The following is a 17,085-nucleotide window of genomic DNA, read 5'->3' as shown; positions in this document are numbered from 1 at the left end:
CTACTCTCTCCACAGTGCCGAGACGGCGGTGACTCGCCGTCTCGGCAGGGGGGTTTTGGGGATCTGGGGGGATCTGTTGCTGACGTCTGTCTTCATCGCTGCCGTTTCACTGGCCCTGTTCTGGATGGCGGCGTTCACCTTGTGGTGGCAGATGCACGCGTGGCGTACGCCCGAAGTGCTCGCGTCCACCCGTTTCAGCCGACCGGACGGCGGCGGGCACCTGTCGTTCTCGCTACTGCTTCCGGCCCGGCACGAGCAGGCCGTGCTGGACCACACCATCCAGCGGCTGCTGGAGTCCACACACACCGACTTCGAGATCATCGTCATCGTCGGGCACGACGACCCGGAGACCACCGAGGTGGCCCGGCGGGCGGAGGCCCGCGACCCGCGTGTACGGGTCGTCGTCGACACCCACGAGAAGAAGAACAAGCCCAAGGCCATGAACACGGCGCTGCCGCACTGCCGCGGCGATGTCGTCGGGGTCTTCGACGCGGAGGACCAGGTCCATCCGGAACTGCTCGCCCATGTCGACCACGCGTTCCGGTCCACCGGCGCGGACGTCGTCCAGGGCGGTGTGCAGCTGATCAACTTCCACTCCAGCTGGTACAGCCTGCGCAACTGCCTGGAGTACTTCTTCTGGTTCCGCTCGCGGCTGCACCTGCACGCGCAGAAGGGCTTCATCCCGCTCGGCGGCAACACCGTCTTCGTGCGGACGAAGGTGCTGCGCGAGGCCGACGGCTGGGACCCCAACTGCCTCGCCGAAGACTGCGATCTGGGCGTGCGCCTGTCCAGCGTCGGCAAGAAGGTCGTCGTCGCCTACGACTCCGACATGGTCACCCGCGAGGAGACCCCGGGCAGCCTGATGTCCCTGCTGAAGCAGCGCACCCGCTGGAACCAGGGTTTCCTCCAGGTCTACCGGAAGAAGGACTGGAAGCAGCTCCCGGGCTTCCGGCAGCGGCTGCTCGCCCGCTACACCCTCATGACGCCGTACCTGCAGGCGATCTCCGGCGTGATCATCCCGCTGAACGTGGCCATCGCGCTCTTCCTGGACGTCCCGGTCGGCGTCGCCTTCATCACCTTCCTGCCGGCCGTCACCGCGCTCGTCACCTTTGTCTTCGAGCTTGTCGGCCTGCACGACTTCGGCAAGCAGTACGGGCTCCGGGTCCGATTCGTGCACTACCTCAAGCTCATCGTCGGCGGCCCCTTCTACCAGGTGCTGCTCGCCGGGGCCGCGGTCCGCGCCGTATGGCGTGAGCAACGCGGCCGCAACGACTGGGAGTTGACCAGCCACGTCGGCGCACATCTCGCGCACGTGAACCGAGAGGACGTTCCTGCGTGACCTCCACACTTCCCGCGGCGACCGGAGTCAAGGTCCCCGCGCAGCGGACAGCTGCGCCCAGAACCGGTTCGGCCGGCCGAACAGCACCTCCGCTCCGGCTGCACAGTTCGCGCCCCGACCTCATCCTGTGCGGTGTCCTCCTCGTGGCGATCCTCGTCGTGCAGGGCTGGAACATCGCCGACTACCCGACCTTCAGCGACGACGAGGGCACCTACCTCGCCCAGGCCTGGGCCGTACAGGAGGGCCGGGGTCTCGCCCACTACACGTACTGGTACGACCACCCGCCCTTCGGCTGGGTGCAGATCGCCATCCTGACCTGGATCCCTGCGTACTTCGCCCCCGAGTCGATGACCGTGGGCTCGATGCGGGTCATGATGCTGCTGATCAGCGCGGTCAGCGCGGTCCTCGTCTATGTCCTCGGCCGCCGCCTCGCGCTGCCCCGCTGGGCGGCCGGGCTCGGCATGGTGCTCTTCGGGCTCTCCCCGCTGTCGGTGGTCCTCCAGCGCGAGATCTTCCTCGACAACATCGCGGTGATGTGGACGCTGCTGGCCTTCTGCCTCGCGGCCTCCCCGAGCCGTCACCTCTGGCACCATTTCGGCGCGGGCATCGCGGCCGCCGCGGCCGTGCTCACCAAGGAGACGATGCTGCTCGTCCTGCCCGCCGTGATGGTCACCATGTGGCGGCACAGTCATCGCGACACCCGGAAGTTCGCGCTCACCGGGGCGATCACCGCGTGCGCGCTCATCGGCATCTCGTATCCCCTCTTCGCCCTGCTGAAGGGCGAGTTGCTGCCGGGCGACGGGCACGTCTCGCTGTGGGACGGCATCGTCTACCAGATGAGCCGCCCCGGCTCCGGCTTCATCCTCGAACCCGGCACCGGCTCCCACGGAGTGCTCCAGTCCTGGCTGTACTACGACCGTGTCCTGCCCCTCGGGGGACTCGCCGGCGCCCTGCTGCTCCTGCTCACCTGGCGCTGGTCGGTGACGGCACGGGCGCTCGCCGGGCCCGCGCTCGCCGTGGCGATCCTCGCGGGGATGGCCATGCGGCCGGGCTACCTGCCCGCCATGTACATCATCCAGGCGCTGCCGTTCCTCGCCCTCGTCCTGGCCGGCGGCACCGCCAGTGTGACCCACCTGGTGCTGCACAGATGGCGCCGGGACGGCGAGAAGCGGTACGTCACCGGCGGGCGGTACGCGCTCGCGGCCGTCCTCGCGCTCGCGGCCGGCGCCTACGTCGTCCCCCGCTGGTACGACGGCGACCGCACCGCCATGACCGCCGACGCCAACGCCCCCTACCGGGCCGCCTCCACGTGGCTGGCCACGGAGGTCGAGGACCCGAAGGGCACCCGGGTACTCGTCGACGACGCGCTCTGGCTGGACCTGGTGCACGAGGGGTACCAGCCGGGGCTCGGCGTCATCTGGTTCTACAAGGCCGACCTCGACCCCGCGGTGACGAAGACGATGCCGCGCGGCTGGCGGGACCTCGACTACGTCGTCGCCTCGCCGACGGTACGGCGGGACGCGGTCGATCTGCCCAACGTCAGGGCAGCGATGGAGAACTCGACTCCGGTCGCCGTCTTCGGCACCGGTGAGGACCGGATCGAGATCCGGCAGATCCAGACCGTGGGAGGCGCCCGATGAGCGGCCACGAGTCCACCGTCCCCGGCGAGCTGGGTGACCCGGCCGCATACGCCGTGGAGGTTCCCGAGCCGGGCGCCGTCACCATCGTCGTACCGACGTTCAACGAGTCGGCGAACGTCCGTCAGTTGCTGCACCAGATCACCGAGTCGGTGCCGTCCCGGCTGCCCTGCGAGGTCGTCTTCGTGGACGACTCCACCGACGACACCCCGCAGGTGATCCGCGAGGCCGCCCAGGACTGCCCGTTCCCGGTGACCGTGCTGCACCGCGAGGAGCCGGTCGGCGGGCTCGGCGGTGCGGTGGTCGAGGGCATGAAGGCGGCCGGCTCCGACTGGATCGTCGTCATGGACGGTGACTGCCAGCATCCGCCCTCCCTGGTCCCGGAGCTGGTGGCGACCGGCGAGCGGGCGAACGCCGGACTGGTCGTCGCCTCCCGTTACATCAAGGGCGGCAGCCGGGCCGGGCTGGCCGGCAGCTACCGGGTGGCCGTGTCCAGAGCGGCCACCTGGCTGACCAAGACTCTCTTCCCGCGCAGGCTGCACGGCATCAGCGACCCGATGAGCGGCTTCTTCGCGGTGCGCCGCAGCGCGGTCACGGCCGAGGTCCTCCAGCCCCTCGGCTACAAGATCCTCCTCGAACTCGCCGTGCGCAGTCGCCCCCGCCGGGTCACCGAGGTCCCGTTCGTCTTCCAGGACCGGTTCGCGGGCGAGTCCAAGTCGACCGCGCAGGAGGGCCTTCGTTTCCTGCGCCACCTGGTCGGACTGCGCACCGCCTCACCGGTGGCCCGCATGATCGTCTTCGGTCTGATCGGTGCGACCGGCTTCGTTCCGAACCTGCTCGGGCTGTGGGCCCTCACCTCCCTCGGCATGCACTACCTCCCGGCCGAGATCCTCGCCAACCAGCTCGGCGTCGCCTGGAACTTCCTGCTCATCGAGCGGCTGCTGTTCCGCGACCGCCGCCGGCACCGGCGCTTCTGGGACCGGCTCGGCCGGTTCGCGCTGCTCGCCAACGCCGACCTGGTGCTGCGCATCCCGCTGATCGCGCTGCTGGTCGGCGCGTTCGGGATGGGCGCGCTGCCCGCCACAGCGCTCGCGCTGGTGACGACCTTCGTCCTGCGCTTCGTCGGTACCGAAGCGCTGGTCTATCTGCCGCGCCGGAGTCGGACACCCGAGCGCGGGAGCCGCACAGCAAGGAGAGCCGTGTGAACAAACGCCGCAGAAGAACCGCACTCCTGGCCGTCGCAGGCCTCACCGGTGGCCTGCTTCTGACCACACCCCAGTCCGCCTCCGCCGCCAACCTCATCAAGAACCCCGGCTTCGAGACGGCCGGCACCGGCGACATGCCGTACTGCTGGTCGAAGTCCGGCTGGGGCGACAACGACTTCAGCTTCACCACGACCCCGGACGCGCACTCCGGCAGCAAGGCCATGAAGGTCGAGCTGACCCGCCGTGTCGAAGGCGACCGCAAGGCGCTGATCACGGAGTCCGCGGACTGCGCGCCGGTGGTGACGGTCGGCAAGCAGTACGACCTCTCCCTCTGGTACAAGACGACGACGCCGGACGCCAACATCACCCTGTTCCGGCACGACACGACGGCCGGCTGGCAGTACTGGACCGACCTCAAGACGCTGGAGATGGCGGGCAGTTGGACCCGGGCCACGGTCCGCACCCCGGAGGTCCCGGCCGGTACCGACCGCGTCAGCTGGGGCGTCTCCGTCTACGGCACCGGCTCCGCGACCACCGACGACTACACGATGGAACAGGTCGCCGACCCGGTCCCGGACCCCGAGTGCACGGGCACGCCGGAGGAGTGCGCGAACGGCAGGTGGGACGTGCTGCCCGCGCAGAACCCGGTCCGCTCGATGCACTCGGTCGTCCTGCACAACGGCAAGGTGCTGCTGATCGCGGGCTCCGGCAACGACCCGGAGATGTTCGAGGCGGGCACGTTCACCTCCGCGGTCTACGACCCGCAGAACGGCACATACAAGGTCATCCCCACGCCGGACGACATGTTCTGCGCCGGGCACGTCCAGCTCCAGGACGGGCGGGTGCTGGTGATGAGCGGCAACAAGGGCTACCCGTCGGCGGACGGCACGATCGGCTACCAGGGGTACAAGGACTCGTACATCTTCGACCCCGAGACCGAGACGTACACGAAGACGAACGACATGAACGACGGGCACTGGTACCCGTCCGCGACCATCCTCGGCAACGGTGACGTCATCTCCTTCGGCGGGCTGAAGGAGGACTCGACCGGCTCGGTGACCGCCGAGCTGTGGTCGGACGCCGAGCAGAAGTGGCTCGAGCTGTGGAAGGTCAACCAGACCTGGTCCTACTGGGGTCTGTACCCGTCGATGATCCTGATGCAGGACGGCCGCCTCTTCTACTCCGGCAGCCATGTCTTCGGCAACAACATCCCCGGCACCGGTTCGGCGATCTACGACTACGACGCCAACACGATCACGCAGGTGCCCGGTCTGCAGAACAAGGACGAGCGCGACCAGTCGGCGAGCGTGCTGCTGCCGCCGGCGCAGGACCAGAAGGTCCTCACCGTCGGCGGCGGCAACATCGACTCCAACCCGGAGGCGAACCGGCTGACCGATGTCATCGACCTCAAGGAGCCCAACCCGTCCTACGCTGCGGGCCCGCCGCTTCCGCAGGGCACCGTCGACCTCGGCAACGGGCCGGTCCCGCAGACCGGGGGCCAGGGCAAGATGTACGTCTCCGCGGTGCTGCTGCCGGACGGCAGGGTCCTCGAGACCGGCGGTGCCCTGCACAACCGGGCCAACCCGGTCTTCGAGTCGTCGATCTACGACCCGGCGACGAACACCTTCGACCCGGTGGCCGCCGACCCGGAGGCCCGCGGCTACCACTCCTCGGCGTTCCTGCTGCCCGACGGCCGGGTGATGACCACCGGCGACAACCCGGGCAACGGCTCCTGGAACCACAACGTGTCGATCTACACCCCGCCCTATCTCCTCAAGGGCGAGCGCCCGACGATCACCTCGGTGATCGACACCGAGTGGAACTACGGCGACACCCAGCGGATCACGGTGGACCGGCCCATCGCGAAGGCGGAGCTGATCCGCCCGGCCGCGGTGACGCACTCGTCGGACCCTAACCAGCGGTTCGTGGATCTTCCGTTGAGCGTGGACGACAACACCATCGACCTGAACGTGACGAGCAACCCCAACCTGGCCCCGCCCGGCTGGTACATGCTTTTCGCGGTCGACGCCAATGGGGTGCCGTCGGTCGCCAAGTGGGTGCACCTCCAGGGCCCGCAGGCCCTCAGCGCCACCGACGCCTCGGCGCACGTCCACTCCTTCGCCGACGACCTGTCCGGCAAGGTCACGGGCCCCGGCAAGAAGCGCACCTCGCAGAAGGTCGGCACGACCGTTGCCGGCTGCGACCGGCACTACGGCTCGGCCAACGTCTGCGTGCCGACCACCTTCCCGTCCGAGGTGAAGAAGACGACGGCCGCCCGCTGCACCTGGCTGAAGGCCAACGACTACGGCCGCCTGAAGGTCAACGGCAAGGACGACCCCCTCCGCCTCGACCCGAACAAGGACGGCGTGGCCTGCGGAAAGGGCGACCTCAGGCGCCGCTGAGAATCAGGGTTCCCAGCATGAGCTGAGCGCCCCACTGCAACAGAACGGCCCCGGCTCGAGCGGGCGTCCACCGGGTTCGGGGCCACAGCAGGGCCAGCACACCGAGCACGACAGCGGCCCAGAACAAGCCGTACAGCACTCCGCCCGGGATGCTGGAGCACTGCTACTCAACCGTCCTGAGTACGCATGCTCAACGCGTCCTCCACGATCGCCACCAGCTGTTCGTGGTGCGCGCCCTTCCAGTACGCGCGCCCGCACTCCGTGCACTGCGCGAAGACGTCGTACGTCCGCTGAGTCCCGCCCTCCAACTGGTCCGCCACCTCCTCCTTGGTGGCCTCCTTCAGCAGGCCGTTGCAGGCGGTGCAGCGGGTCCAGGGGCGCAGTTCGGGGCGGAACCGGTCCAGGACGTCGCGGAGTTGGGTCTCGGGGCGGGTGCTGTAGACGAAGGCGCCGGCCCACAGTTCGCGGCGGCGCAGCAGGCCACGGTCGCGGCTGAGCATGACGCGCCGCTCGGCGGCCGAGCGGGCGGCGAGGGCCGGGTCGCCGATGTCCGTGGACTCGTACGCCGTGTCCACGCCGAGCAGCCGCAGCCGGCGGGCGAGCGTGCCGAGGTGCACGTCGAGGAGGAAGCGCAGGGGAGCGCCGGGCACCCGTTGCGGGCGTTCGACGGCGCGGACGTGCACGGACTCGCCGTCCTTCGGGATGTGCGCGGTCGGCACCTCGTGGCCGTCGACGACGAGGGCGCCGACCTCGGTGAGCGGGACGCCGACGGACTCGATGACATGGCCCAGCGTCGAGACGCCGTCGATGGCGAGCCGAGTGGCGCCCCGGCGCCTGGTGTTCGGGACGAACAGGGCCAGTTCGGGGTCGAATTCGACGTGGATCTCGGGTCCGTTCACCTGATCAGGATGGCATGGGAGCGGGCGCGGGCCTCAGGGATTTTCGGCGCCGAGGCCGCGGTCGTAGACGGCCAGGGCGCGGTCGACGAGGTCGGCCGGATCGTCGCGGAAGCCGGTGCGCGCCCAGTACGGGGAGATCTCCATCAGACCGCCGATGAGGGACATGGTGAACACGCGTACCTCCAGGCTCTCCGGGTCGCGTCCGGTGCGCGCCGCGATGGCCTCGGCGAGCAGGGGCCCGGCGGCGGACAGGCTCTCCATCAGCCGGGAGCGCACCGCCGGGACCTCCGCGATCAGCCGGCAGCGCAGTCGGGTGATCCCGGGCTCCTCGCCGAGGCCCAGGCCGATGGCCCTGCGTGTGATGTGGCGCAGGGAGTCCTGCCAGGGCTCGTCCGCGGGCCGGGCCCGGAACTCCTCCAGCAGCGAGTCGTACTCGTCCGTGAGGACGATGTCCTCCTTGGTGGGGAAGTAACGGAAGACGGTCGACGGCGACACCTCGGCACGGTCGGCGATCTGCTCGATCGTCGTGGCGTCGTACCCCTGCTCCTCGATCAGTTCGTAGGTCGCGGTGCGGATCGCCTCGCGCGTCCTGATCTTCTTCCGCTCCCGGAGTCCCGGCTGGGGGCGGTCGGCGGGGGAGGCGAGGCGGGGGGCTGTCATGGTGGTCATTGTCGGGCATCCGGCTCGGCGACAAAAGGGTGAATTGAGAGTCGCTGTCAAAATCAAGTAACCATCAATGGGGTGTCGCTGTCAGGGCATGCAAAAGGGCCACGGCCCGCAAGCCGTGGCCCTGAAGGGGGCGGGGTGCTACGGGTGCTGGTACGCCACCAGGGAGATCCCCACGTAGTGCACGACGAACGCCGCCAGCGTGAACGAGTGGAACACCTCGTGGAAGCCGAACCAGCGCGGTGACGGGTTGGGGCGCTGGATGCCGTAGACCACGCCGCCCGCGCTGTACAGGACACCGCCGACGATCACCAGCACGAGGACGGCGATACCGCCGGTGCGCATGAAGTCGGGCAGGAAGAAGACGGCCGCCCAGCCCATGGCGATGTAGCAGGGCGTGTAGAGCCAGCGCGGGGCGCCCACCCAGAAGACGCGGAAGAGGATGCCGGCCGCTGCGGCGGCCCAGATGCCCCACAGCAGCCACTGCCCCTTCGCGCCCGGCAGGAGCAGCAGGGTCAGGGGTGTGTAGGTACCGGCGATGATCAGAAAGATGTTCGAGTGGTCCAGGCGGCGCAGTACGCCGTCCATGCGCGGGCTCCAGTTGCCCCGGTGGTACAGCGCGCTCACGCCGAACAGCAGGCATGCCGTCAGCGCGTAGATCCCGCAGGCGAGGCGGCCGCGCGGGGAGTCCGCGAGGGCGGTGAGGACCAGTCCTGCGACGAGCACCGCGGGGAACATCCCGAGGTGCAGCCAGCCGCGGAGCTTGGGCTTGATCGGGTGCGGCAGGGAGAGCGCACTGGATACCCGGTCGGCGACCGGCGTGTCCCTCGGCGCGTCGGAAGCGGGCGCAGTCATGGAGGGCATCGTACCTACGGAACCGTAAGTTACGGATCGGTGTGGCGACGGGAGTGGCCATCATCTCACGGAAGTTGGGGGTACCGGCGACCCCTTCCGCCCCAAGAGGCGGTCATCCGAACCCAACGTGCACGTAAAGAAACGGAGAGAAACGCCCAGGTGCGTGGGCCGGCTCACGCCGCTCAGGTGGGCGGTCCTCTGGACAAATGCGCACTCACCTCGGATGATCAAATGAGTGCAGTCGGCACCGGATGAGCGCGTAGCGATCGGTACTGCGCAGCATCCGGGTCGCAGCCCCCACGGGGCAAAAGGACAAAAAAACCCTCATTTAGGAGCAACCGTGGCGCGCGACATATCGGCTACCCCCGTCATCCCGACCAACCACCAGGAACTGATCTCCTGGGTGAACGAGATCGCCGAACTGACGCAGCCGGACAACGTGGTCTGGTGTGACGGATCCGAATCCGAGTACGAGCGACTGTGCGAGGAGCTCGTCCAGAAGGGCACCTTCCGGAAACTCGACCCGATCAAGCGCCCGAACTCCTACTACGCGGCCTCCGACCCGACGGACGTCGCACGTGTCGAGGACCGCACCTTCATCTGCTCCGAGAAGGAGCAGGACGCCGGCCCGACCAACCACTGGAAGGCCCCTGCGGAGATGCGGGAGATCTTCCAGGGCGAGAAGGGCCTGTTCCGCGGCTCGATGCGGGGCCGGACCATGTACGTCGTGCCGTTCTGCATGGGCCCGCTCGGATCGCCCCTGGCCGCGATCGGCGTGGAGATCACCGACTCCGCGTACGTCGCCGTCTCCATGCGCACGATGACCCGCATGGGCCAGGCGGTGCTGGACGAGCTCGGCTCCGAGGGCTTCTTCGTGCGAGCCGTGCACTCGCTCGGCGCCCCGCTGGAGCCCGGCCGGCAGGATGTCCCCTGGCCCTGCAACCAGACCAAGTACATCTCCCACTTCCCGGAGACCCGCGAGATCTGGTCCTACGGCTCCGGCTACGGCGGCAACGCCCTGCTCGGCAAGAAGTGCTACGCCCTGCGTATCGCCTCCGTCATGGCCCGCGACGAGGGCTGGCTCGCCGAGCACATGCTGATCCTCAAGCTCACCCCGCCGCAGGGCTCGCCCAAGTACGTCGCCGCCGCCTTCCCGTCCGCCTGCGGCAAGACCAACCTCGCCATGCTGGAGCCCACCATCTCCGGCTGGACCGTCGAGACGATCGGCGACGACATCGCATGGATGCGCTTCGGCGAGGACGGCCGGCTGTACGCCATCAACCCCGAGGCCGGCTTCTTCGGCGTCGCGCCCGGCACCGGTGAGCACACCAACGCCAACGCGATGAAGACGCTGTGGGGCAACTCCGTCTTCACGAACGTGGCGCTGACGGACGACAACGACATCTGGTGGGAGGGCATGACGGAGGAGACCCCGGCCCACCTGACGGACTGGAAGGGCAACGACTGGACGCCGCAGTCCGAGACCCCGGCCGCCCACCCCAACGCCCGCTTCACCGTCCCCGCCGCGCAGTGCCCGATCATCGCGCCCGAGTGGGAGGACCCCAAGGGCGTGCCGATCTCCGCGATCCTCTTCGGCGGGCGGCGCGCCACCGCCGTACCGCTGGTGACGGAGTCCTTCGACTGGAACCACGGCGTCTTCCTCGGCGCCAACGTGGCCAGCGAGAAGACCGCCGCCGCCGAGGGCAAGGTCGGCGAGCTGCGCCGCGACCCGTTCGCGATGCTGCCGTTCTGCGGCTACAACATGGGCGACTACATGGCCCACTGGATCAAGGTCGGCAAGTCCGCGGACCCGGCCAAGCTGCCGAAGATCTACTACGTCAACTGGTTCCGCAAGAACGACGAGGGCAAGTTCGTCTGGCCCGGCTTCGGCGAGAACAGCCGCGTCCTGAAGTGGATCGTCGAGCGCCTGGAGGGCAGGGCGGAGGGTGTCGAGACCCCGATCGGCGTCCTGCCGACCAAGGAGGCCCTCGACACGGGCGGCCTCGAACTGGCCGACGAGGAGCTCGACTTCCTGCTCACCGTCGACAAGGAGGTCTGGCGCGAGGAGGCCGCGCTGATCCCCGAGCACCTCAACACCTTCGGCGACCACACGCCCAAGGAGCTGTGGGACGAGTACCACGCCCTGGTGCAGCGCCTGGGCTGAGACAGCCCCCCATGACGCCGCGGCCGGCTCCGAGTGTGCCCTGACCAGCAACATCGTCACGGCCGGCCGCGGTGACAGCACCACAGACCGGCGAGGTTCCGTACAACGGCGTATGGAGCCCTGGGCCTGTCGTCGTGCCCCGTCCGCCCCGACGGAAGCGCGACGACAGGCCCTCGCCTGTATGTCGTCGGGTGCGTCCCCTTGATCGAAGGATCTTCACGGCTGTTTCATGTTCATCACAGGTGCTCACTGAATCCAGTGAGCACCCAACACAGCCTGTGGGGGGCACAGTTGAATACTGCACGCCTTGATGGCGCACACCGTCCCAGACGTCTCGCGGCCACACTGCTCGCCGCCGCACTCGCCGGTACCGGCCTGACCGTCGCCGCCGCGCCCGCGGCACACGCGGCGGCGTCGGACGCCGTGGTCAAGCTGCCGATCTCGTCGTACTCGGCGCTGGCGGTCGACAACGTTCACGAACGGATCTTCGTCGCGGACAGCAACACCAGCTATTCCGGCAACAGCGGCACCATCGCCGTCTACAACTTCCAGGGCGAACGCCTCACGACGATCACCACGACCTACCACGTCTCGGGGCTCGCGCTCAGTGCCGACGGCACCAAGGTCTACGCCGGTCTGCGGGACCGGATCGAGTCGATCGACACCACCACCTTCCAGAAGACCTTCGTCGCCTACGCGAACACCGACACCTGCGGGCGTGATCTCGCCTACTCCGGCGGCCAGTTGTACTTCACGACGCCGTACTCGCAGTACATCTCCCAGTGCGCCACCGCCGGCACCTATGTGGACGCGATCATCAACGGCGCCCACACACGCACCGGTTGGAACGACTACGGCGAGCTCCAGCTGGAGTCCGGCCCCGGCAACAAGATGCTCATGGGCCAGCCGCTCAACGCGAACGCGGCCAACCCCTTCGTCACGGTGTTCGACACCAGCGGCGACAGCCTCGTACGAGGGGCCGCGCGCCGCTTCGCCGACAGCGCGGGCAAGGGCGCCCTGGACTTCAAGGACATGGCGTTCTCCCCGGACGGTGCCAAGATCGCCGTAGCCGACGCCGCGTACGGCACCCGGCTGCTGAACGCCGACGACCTGTCGGACGCGGCGACCGGCTACCCGGCGCTCCCGTCCGGCGCCACCGCCAGCTCGGTCGCCTTCAGCGGCGACGGTAAGTACATCGCGCGCGGTGCGTCGGCCACCGGCTCGACACCCGACCTGCTCGTGCAGCCCGCTGACCCCACCGACTCCACGGCCCCGCTGGAGTTCGTCTTCGAGGGCAGCCTCGACGGCGACAAGGTCGTGCCGCGCGGCATGGAGTGGTCGGCGGACGGTTCCCGCCTGTTCGCGGTCACGACCAACGCGGCCGGCAACCAGTTCTGGCTGCACATCATCCAGCCCCCGGCGGTCCAGTACGACGCCCGCTTCACCGGCGGCCTCACCCACAGCCCCATCCAGGCCGTCGCAGGCGAACCGCTGGCCGTGCGCGGCAAGCTGGAGCAGGGCGGCCCCGCGCCCGCCGAGCCCCTGAAGGTCAAGGCCACCCGCACCGACGCGAACGGCACCCACGACCTGGGCACCTTCACCGTCAAGGACGACGGCACCTTCACCGTCCTCGACGAGCCCGACCTCGTCGGCGACGCCACCTACACGGTCTCCTTCCTCGGCGACCTGACCCACCGCCCCGCCGAGGACATAACCACCACGGTGTCCGTCGGCAAGGCGCCCACCTCGATCGCGCTCACCGCGCCCGAGGAGGGCTCGCTGAGCACGGGCGTCCAGATGACCGGCATGTTCACCGCGCAGGGCAAGGCGCTGCCGGACCGGGCGGTGCTCAAGGTCGAGCGGACCGACCGCCTCGGCAGCGGCACGCTGTCGTCGGTGACCGTCGCCGCCGATGGCACGTTCACCGTCAACGACCTGCCGCGCACCCGGGGGGACGCGACCTACACGGTCAGCTGGCCGGGCGACGACCTGCACGAGGCGTCGACGGCCTCGGCGACGGTCTACGTCAGGCGGTGACGCCACCCGTCCCGCGCCGGTCCTGCAGATACCGGGTGTGGGACTCCTGGGGGCGGGCCTCCACCTCGCGCAGGCCCGCCCCCAGGTGCTCGGCCTCCTTCTTCAACAGGCCGAGCTGCCGCTCCAGATGGAACTCGGGGGATTCGGTGCCGGGTGCCATCCTCGTCCACCAGCGCGTGCGTACGAAGCTGTCGACGGCCTCGGGAAGATCGCGCCGCACGACACGGGAGAGCACGTGCACGCCCTCCGGGTCGTGCGCGAGCAGCTCCGCGACCCAGCCGGGGTCGAGTTACGCAATGAAGGCTGTCGGGTGCGCCCCGAGCTCACCGAGGGCGTCCGGTGAGCTTTCGAACCGACATGCGACCGGAGGGGATCGAGCGCTGGTGCTCAAGCAGTGTGCAGTTCCCGCCGATTGTGATCTTTCGAATGAAGGCGCTGTGACTGATTCCTACGGTGATCACATGCAGCTTCGCTACCAGTACCGCGCCTACCTGACGCCGGGCCAGGGCATCAGTGCCGCCCGTGTGTTCGGGTGCAGGCGCGTGGTCTGGAACGACGCTTTGGCGATCACCAAGCCACGTAAGACCTCGAACAAGCGGCTCGGCAGCCCGAAGCACCGGTTGGCGCAAGGCCCGTACTGGGCGGTCCCGAAGGCCGCCGAGCTGGGGAAGCTGCTGATCACCGCTGCGAAGAAGAATCCCGAGCGGGCGTTCCTTGCCAATGCGCCGGTCGGTGTGCTGCAGCAGACCCTGCGGGATCTGGATGCGGCGTGGAAGGCGCACGAGGAGTCCAAGGCGGGCAAGCGGTCCGGCCCGAAGATCGAGCCTCCGAGGCGGAAGTCCCGCAAGGACAACCGGCAGACCGCCCGGTTCACCCTCTCCGACCGGTTCAAGATCACCGAGGACGGCAGGCTGCGGTTGCCGAAGGTCGGGGACGTGCGGGTCAAGTGGACCCGTGATCTTCCCTCGGCTCCGTCGAGCGTGACGCTGATCAAGGACCGGTCCGGCAGGTACTGGGTCTCCTTCGTGGTCGAGACCGACCCGGCCGCCGATGTCCTGCCGCCCACTGACGGGGACCAGGGCATCGACCTGGGTCTGACCCGGTTTGCTGTGCTTGCGGACGGGACGCATATCACCTCGCCGAAGTACCTGCGGCGGGCGGAAAAGAAGCTCAAGAAGCGGCAGCGTGAACTGTCGCGGAAAAAGAAGGGATCCAAGAACAGGGACAAGGCCCGTGTCCGGGTTGCTCGCGCTCATGCCCAAGTGTCGGATGCCCGCCGGAACTTCCACCACCAGTGGTCTCACAAGCTGACGAGCGAGAACCAAGCCGTCTTCGCGGAGACCCTGAACGTGCGAGGGATGGCACGTGGCCGTCTGGCCAAGAGCGTGCACGACGCGGGCTGGGCCCAATTCGTGAGGTTCTGTGAGTACAAGGCTGCCCGGCGCGGGCGGACCTTCGTCAAGGTCGCCCGCGACTTCCCGAGCTCGCAGACGTGTTCCGTCTGCGGGCATCGCGACGGCCCCAAGCCGCTGCACGTACGTACCTGGACGTGCCCGAACTGCGAGGTCCGGCACGACCGGGACTGGAATGCCGGGCGGAACGTCCGCAATGAAGGGCGTCGGGTTCTCGCGGCCTCCACGACAGCACCAGCACCACCCACCCCCGGACCGGGGGCCCGACGCCGGTAACGGCGGCGGTAAACGCCTGTGGAGTGCACGTAAGACCGGGCGAGGTCCGGCAGCGCGCACAACCCCCACGCTGGGTGGGGAGGAAACAGGAACCCACCCGAAGCCGGTGGTCTTCCACTCACGGTGGCCATCGGCAGGCGGAGAATCCTGGCCCTTCAGGGCGATGGAGGAGGTCAACACTCCGCCGATCAGCAACGCGCAGCGCACCGCGAGAACGATTCCTGCGACACGTCTCACTCTGGGGAGTGCTCGCGGAACGCCCCTCGCAACCGATGCAACCAAAAGCCCCGCCAAAGCGAACGCAGTGTCATGGCACCCGATCCGCGCGTCGCTGCGGGTGCACGCGGACCGGGGCCGTCAAGGGAGCCCGGCGGGCTCAAGGCGCCTTCCCGGCAAGCCCTAGCGGGACGCGACCCCGCGGGGCTCGAGCGCAGCGGCGTGCGCATCCATGCGTTCCGCCGTAAGGATCGCCGCCGCCGTGTCCGCGCGGGATGCCGCGACGACCAGGGCACGGCCCGCGAGGGTGTGGGCGCGTCGGTGCAGGGCGGCGAGATGGGGTTCGGCGGCGGTCGCCGTCACCGACGTGCGGGCCGGCGCGGTTCCTCCCCGCAGCCGGGCCACCTGGTCGGCGAGCCGGGTGGCCGCGGTGTCCAGGTCGGCGGACGGGGCCAGCGCGCGCAGCTCGTCGGTGACGGCGAGCAGTGCCGCGAGATGGCCCGCGAGCTGGATGTCCAGCTCTTCCTCACGGGACCGGTGGGGGAAGTCGGTGGTGCTGCCGGCCATCGTCGTGTGGACCGACTTGGTGCGGATCGGCTCGTACATGGGATGGCCTCCTGTGTTCGGCAGAAGCCATCCTAGCTTGGATTTCGTCTAAAGTTGAGCCCGTTCACAAAAGTGAGCCGGGTGTCCACGCAGCGTGAGCGTCAGTGCTGGCTGTAGCCGTCCAGGAACGTGCCGATCCTGCCGACCGCGTCCCGTAGATCGCCGATCGTCGGGAGCGTCACGACCCGGAAGTGGTCCGGTTCCGGCCAGTTGAAGCCCGTGCCGTGGACGACCATGATCTTCTCCCGGCGCAGCAGGTCCAGGACCATCCGGCGGTCGTCCTTGATCTTGAAGACCTTGGGGTCGAGACGCGGGAAGAGATACAGCGCCCCCTTGGGGCGGACGCAGGTGACGCCGGGGATCTGCGTCAGCATCTCGTAGGCCACGTCCATCTGTTCCCGCAGACGCCCGCCCGGCAGTACGAGGTCGTTGACCGACTGGCGTCCGCTCAGCGCGGCGACGACCCCGTGCTGGCCCGGCATGTTCGCGCACAGGCGCATGTTCGCCAGGATCGTCAGGCCCTCGATGTAGGAGTCGGCGTGGGCGCGCGGGCCGGAGATCGACATCCAGCCGACCCGGTAGCCGGCCACTCGGTATGCCTTCGACATGCCGTTGAAGGTGAGGGTGAGCAGGTCGGGGGCGACCGCCGCGGTGGGGGTGTGCGTGGCGCCGTCGTAGAGGATCTTGTCGTAGATCTCGTCCGAGCAGACCAGCAGGTTGTGCCGGCGGGCGATGTCCGTCAGGCCCTTGAGCATCGCCTCGTCGTAGACCGCGCCGGTCGGGTTGTTCGGGTTGATGATGACGAGCGCCTTGGTGCGGTCGGTGACCTTGCGCTCGACGTCGGCGAGGTCCGGCATCCAGTCGGACTGCTCGTCGCAGCGGTAGTGGACCGCGGTGCCGCCGGCGAGGGAGACCGCCGCCGTCCACAGGGGGTAGTCCGGGGCCGGTACGAGGACCTCGTCCCCGTCGTCCAGCAGGCCCTGCATCGCCATGGTGATCAGTTCGGAGACGCCGTTGCCGATGAAGACGTGCTCGACGTCCGTCTCGATACCGAGGGTCTGGTTGTGCATGACGACCGCCCGGCGTGCGGCCAGCAGGCCCTTGGCGTCGCCGTAGCCGTGGGCCGTGGAGACATTGCGGAGGATGTCCTCCAGGATCTCCGGTGGGCACTCGAAGCCGAAGGCCGCCGGGTTGCCGGTGTTCAGCTTGAGGATGCGGTGTCCGGCCGCCTCGAGCCGCATCGCCTCCTCGAGTACCGGGCCCCGGATCTCGTAACAGACGTTGGCGAGCTTCGTCGACTGGATCACCTGCATGACAGGGAGCTTACGGTGGGGTAACGCCGCACGGCTCGTGCTTTCCGCCACATGAGAC

At 68.8% G+C, this 17,085-nt stretch carries 12 protein-coding genes and 1 pseudogene; 7 read left to right on the top strand and 6 right to left on the bottom strand.

Features of this window, described 5'->3' with window-relative positions:
- Positions 1-76: 76 nt before the first annotated feature.
- From ACKTSN_RS17560 to ACKTSN_RS17545, 4 genes are read left to right on the top strand one after another with little or no spacing between them, the layout of a single operon-like run.
- On the top strand, positions 77-1,339 hold the full coding sequence (locus tag ACKTSN_RS17560) for a glycosyltransferase (RefSeq protein ID WP_409469996.1): 1,263 nt from the start codon (positions 77-79) through the stop codon (positions 1,337-1,339).
- Positions 1,336-2,979 (top strand): ArnT family glycosyltransferase, encoded by a 1,644-nt coding sequence (locus tag ACKTSN_RS17555; protein ID WP_409469995.1) that lies wholly within the window; start codon positions 1,336-1,338, stop codon positions 2,977-2,979. The genes ACKTSN_RS17560 and ACKTSN_RS17555 overlap by 4 nt, the downstream gene beginning before the upstream one ends.
- Positions 2,976-4,181 carry a glycosyltransferase gene (locus ACKTSN_RS17550; RefSeq protein WP_409469994.1) on the top strand — a complete coding sequence of 402 codons (1,206 nt, stop codon included), beginning with the start codon at positions 2,976-2,978 and terminating at the stop codon, positions 4,179-4,181. The genes ACKTSN_RS17555 and ACKTSN_RS17550 overlap by 4 nt, the downstream gene beginning before the upstream one ends.
- Positions 4,178-6,583: a galactose oxidase-like domain-containing protein gene (locus ACKTSN_RS17545; RefSeq protein WP_409469993.1), complete on the top strand. Its 2,406-nt coding sequence runs from the start codon at positions 4,178-4,180 to the stop codon at positions 6,581-6,583. Before ACKTSN_RS17550 ends, ACKTSN_RS17545 begins: the two co-directional genes overlap by 4 nt.
- A 167-nt stretch (positions 6,584-6,750) precedes the next feature.
- Here the strand turns inward: ACKTSN_RS17545 and ACKTSN_RS17540 are convergent, their stop codons facing one another.
- From ACKTSN_RS17540 to trhA, 3 genes are all read right to left on the bottom strand, one after another.
- Entirely contained in the window at positions 6,751-7,482 is a 732-nt protein-coding gene (locus ACKTSN_RS17540) for a Mut7-C RNAse domain-containing protein (RefSeq protein ID WP_409469992.1), read from the bottom strand.
- 33 nt (positions 7,483-7,515) lie between these two features.
- Positions 7,516-8,142, bottom strand: a complete 627-nt coding sequence (locus tag ACKTSN_RS17535; RefSeq protein ID WP_409469991.1) for a TetR/AcrR family transcriptional regulator — start codon at positions 8,140-8,142, stop codon at positions 7,516-7,518.
- 147 nt (positions 8,143-8,289) lie between these two features.
- Entirely contained in the window at positions 8,290-9,003 is a 714-nt protein-coding gene (trhA, locus tag ACKTSN_RS17530; protein ID WP_409469990.1) for a PAQR family membrane homeostasis protein TrhA, read from the bottom strand.
- Between the two features lie 340 nt (positions 9,004-9,343).
- Here trhA and ACKTSN_RS17525 point away from each other — a divergent pair, with 340 nt between their 5' ends.
- Both ACKTSN_RS17525 and ACKTSN_RS17520 read left to right on the top strand, forming a co-directional pair.
- Complete coding sequence (locus tag ACKTSN_RS17525; protein WP_409469989.1) at positions 9,344-11,167, top strand: phosphoenolpyruvate carboxykinase (GTP); 1,824 nt, start codon at positions 9,344-9,346, stop codon at positions 11,165-11,167.
- Positions 11,168-11,458: 291 nt separating this feature from the next.
- Complete coding sequence (locus ACKTSN_RS17520) at positions 11,459-13,204, top strand: Ig-like domain repeat protein (protein ID WP_409469988.1); 1,746 nt, start codon at positions 11,459-11,461, stop codon at positions 13,202-13,204.
- On the opposite strand, the pseudogene ACKTSN_RS17515 reads toward ACKTSN_RS17520, so the two are convergent.
- A pseudogene (locus ACKTSN_RS17515) lies at positions 13,194-13,493 on the bottom strand (hypothetical protein); the annotation flags it as partial. The gene ACKTSN_RS17520 and the pseudogene ACKTSN_RS17515 overlap by 11 nt on opposite strands.
- 172 nt (positions 13,494-13,665) lie before the next feature.
- Between ACKTSN_RS17515 and ACKTSN_RS17510 the strand changes: the two are divergent.
- Complete coding sequence (locus ACKTSN_RS17510; protein ID WP_409469987.1) at positions 13,666-14,892, top strand: RNA-guided endonuclease InsQ/TnpB family protein; 1,227 nt, start codon at positions 13,666-13,668, stop codon at positions 14,890-14,892.
- Positions 14,893-15,291: 399 nt separating this feature from the next.
- Here ACKTSN_RS17510 and ACKTSN_RS17505 read toward each other — a convergent pair whose 3' ends face one another.
- Both ACKTSN_RS17505 and ACKTSN_RS17500 read right to left on the bottom strand, forming a co-directional pair.
- Positions 15,292-15,714: a hypothetical protein gene (locus ACKTSN_RS17505; protein ID WP_409469986.1), complete on the bottom strand. Its 423-nt coding sequence runs from the start codon at positions 15,712-15,714 to the stop codon at positions 15,292-15,294.
- Positions 15,715-15,815: 101 nt separating this feature from the next.
- Positions 15,816-17,027 carry a pyridoxal phosphate-dependent aminotransferase gene (locus ACKTSN_RS17500; RefSeq protein WP_409469985.1) on the bottom strand — a complete coding sequence of 404 codons (1,212 nt, stop codon included), beginning with the start codon at positions 17,025-17,027 and terminating at the stop codon, positions 15,816-15,818.
- Between the last annotated feature and the right edge of the window lie 58 nt (positions 17,028-17,085).

It is taken from the genome of Streptomyces flavusporus, from assembly GCF_046267975.1.
GTDB classification, from domain to species: domain Bacteria; phylum Actinomycetota; class Actinomycetes; order Streptomycetales; family Streptomycetaceae; genus Streptomyces; species Streptomyces flavusporus.
Note: the sequence above shows the minus strand (reverse complement) of the source record. Positions and strands in the feature narration are given on the sequence as shown.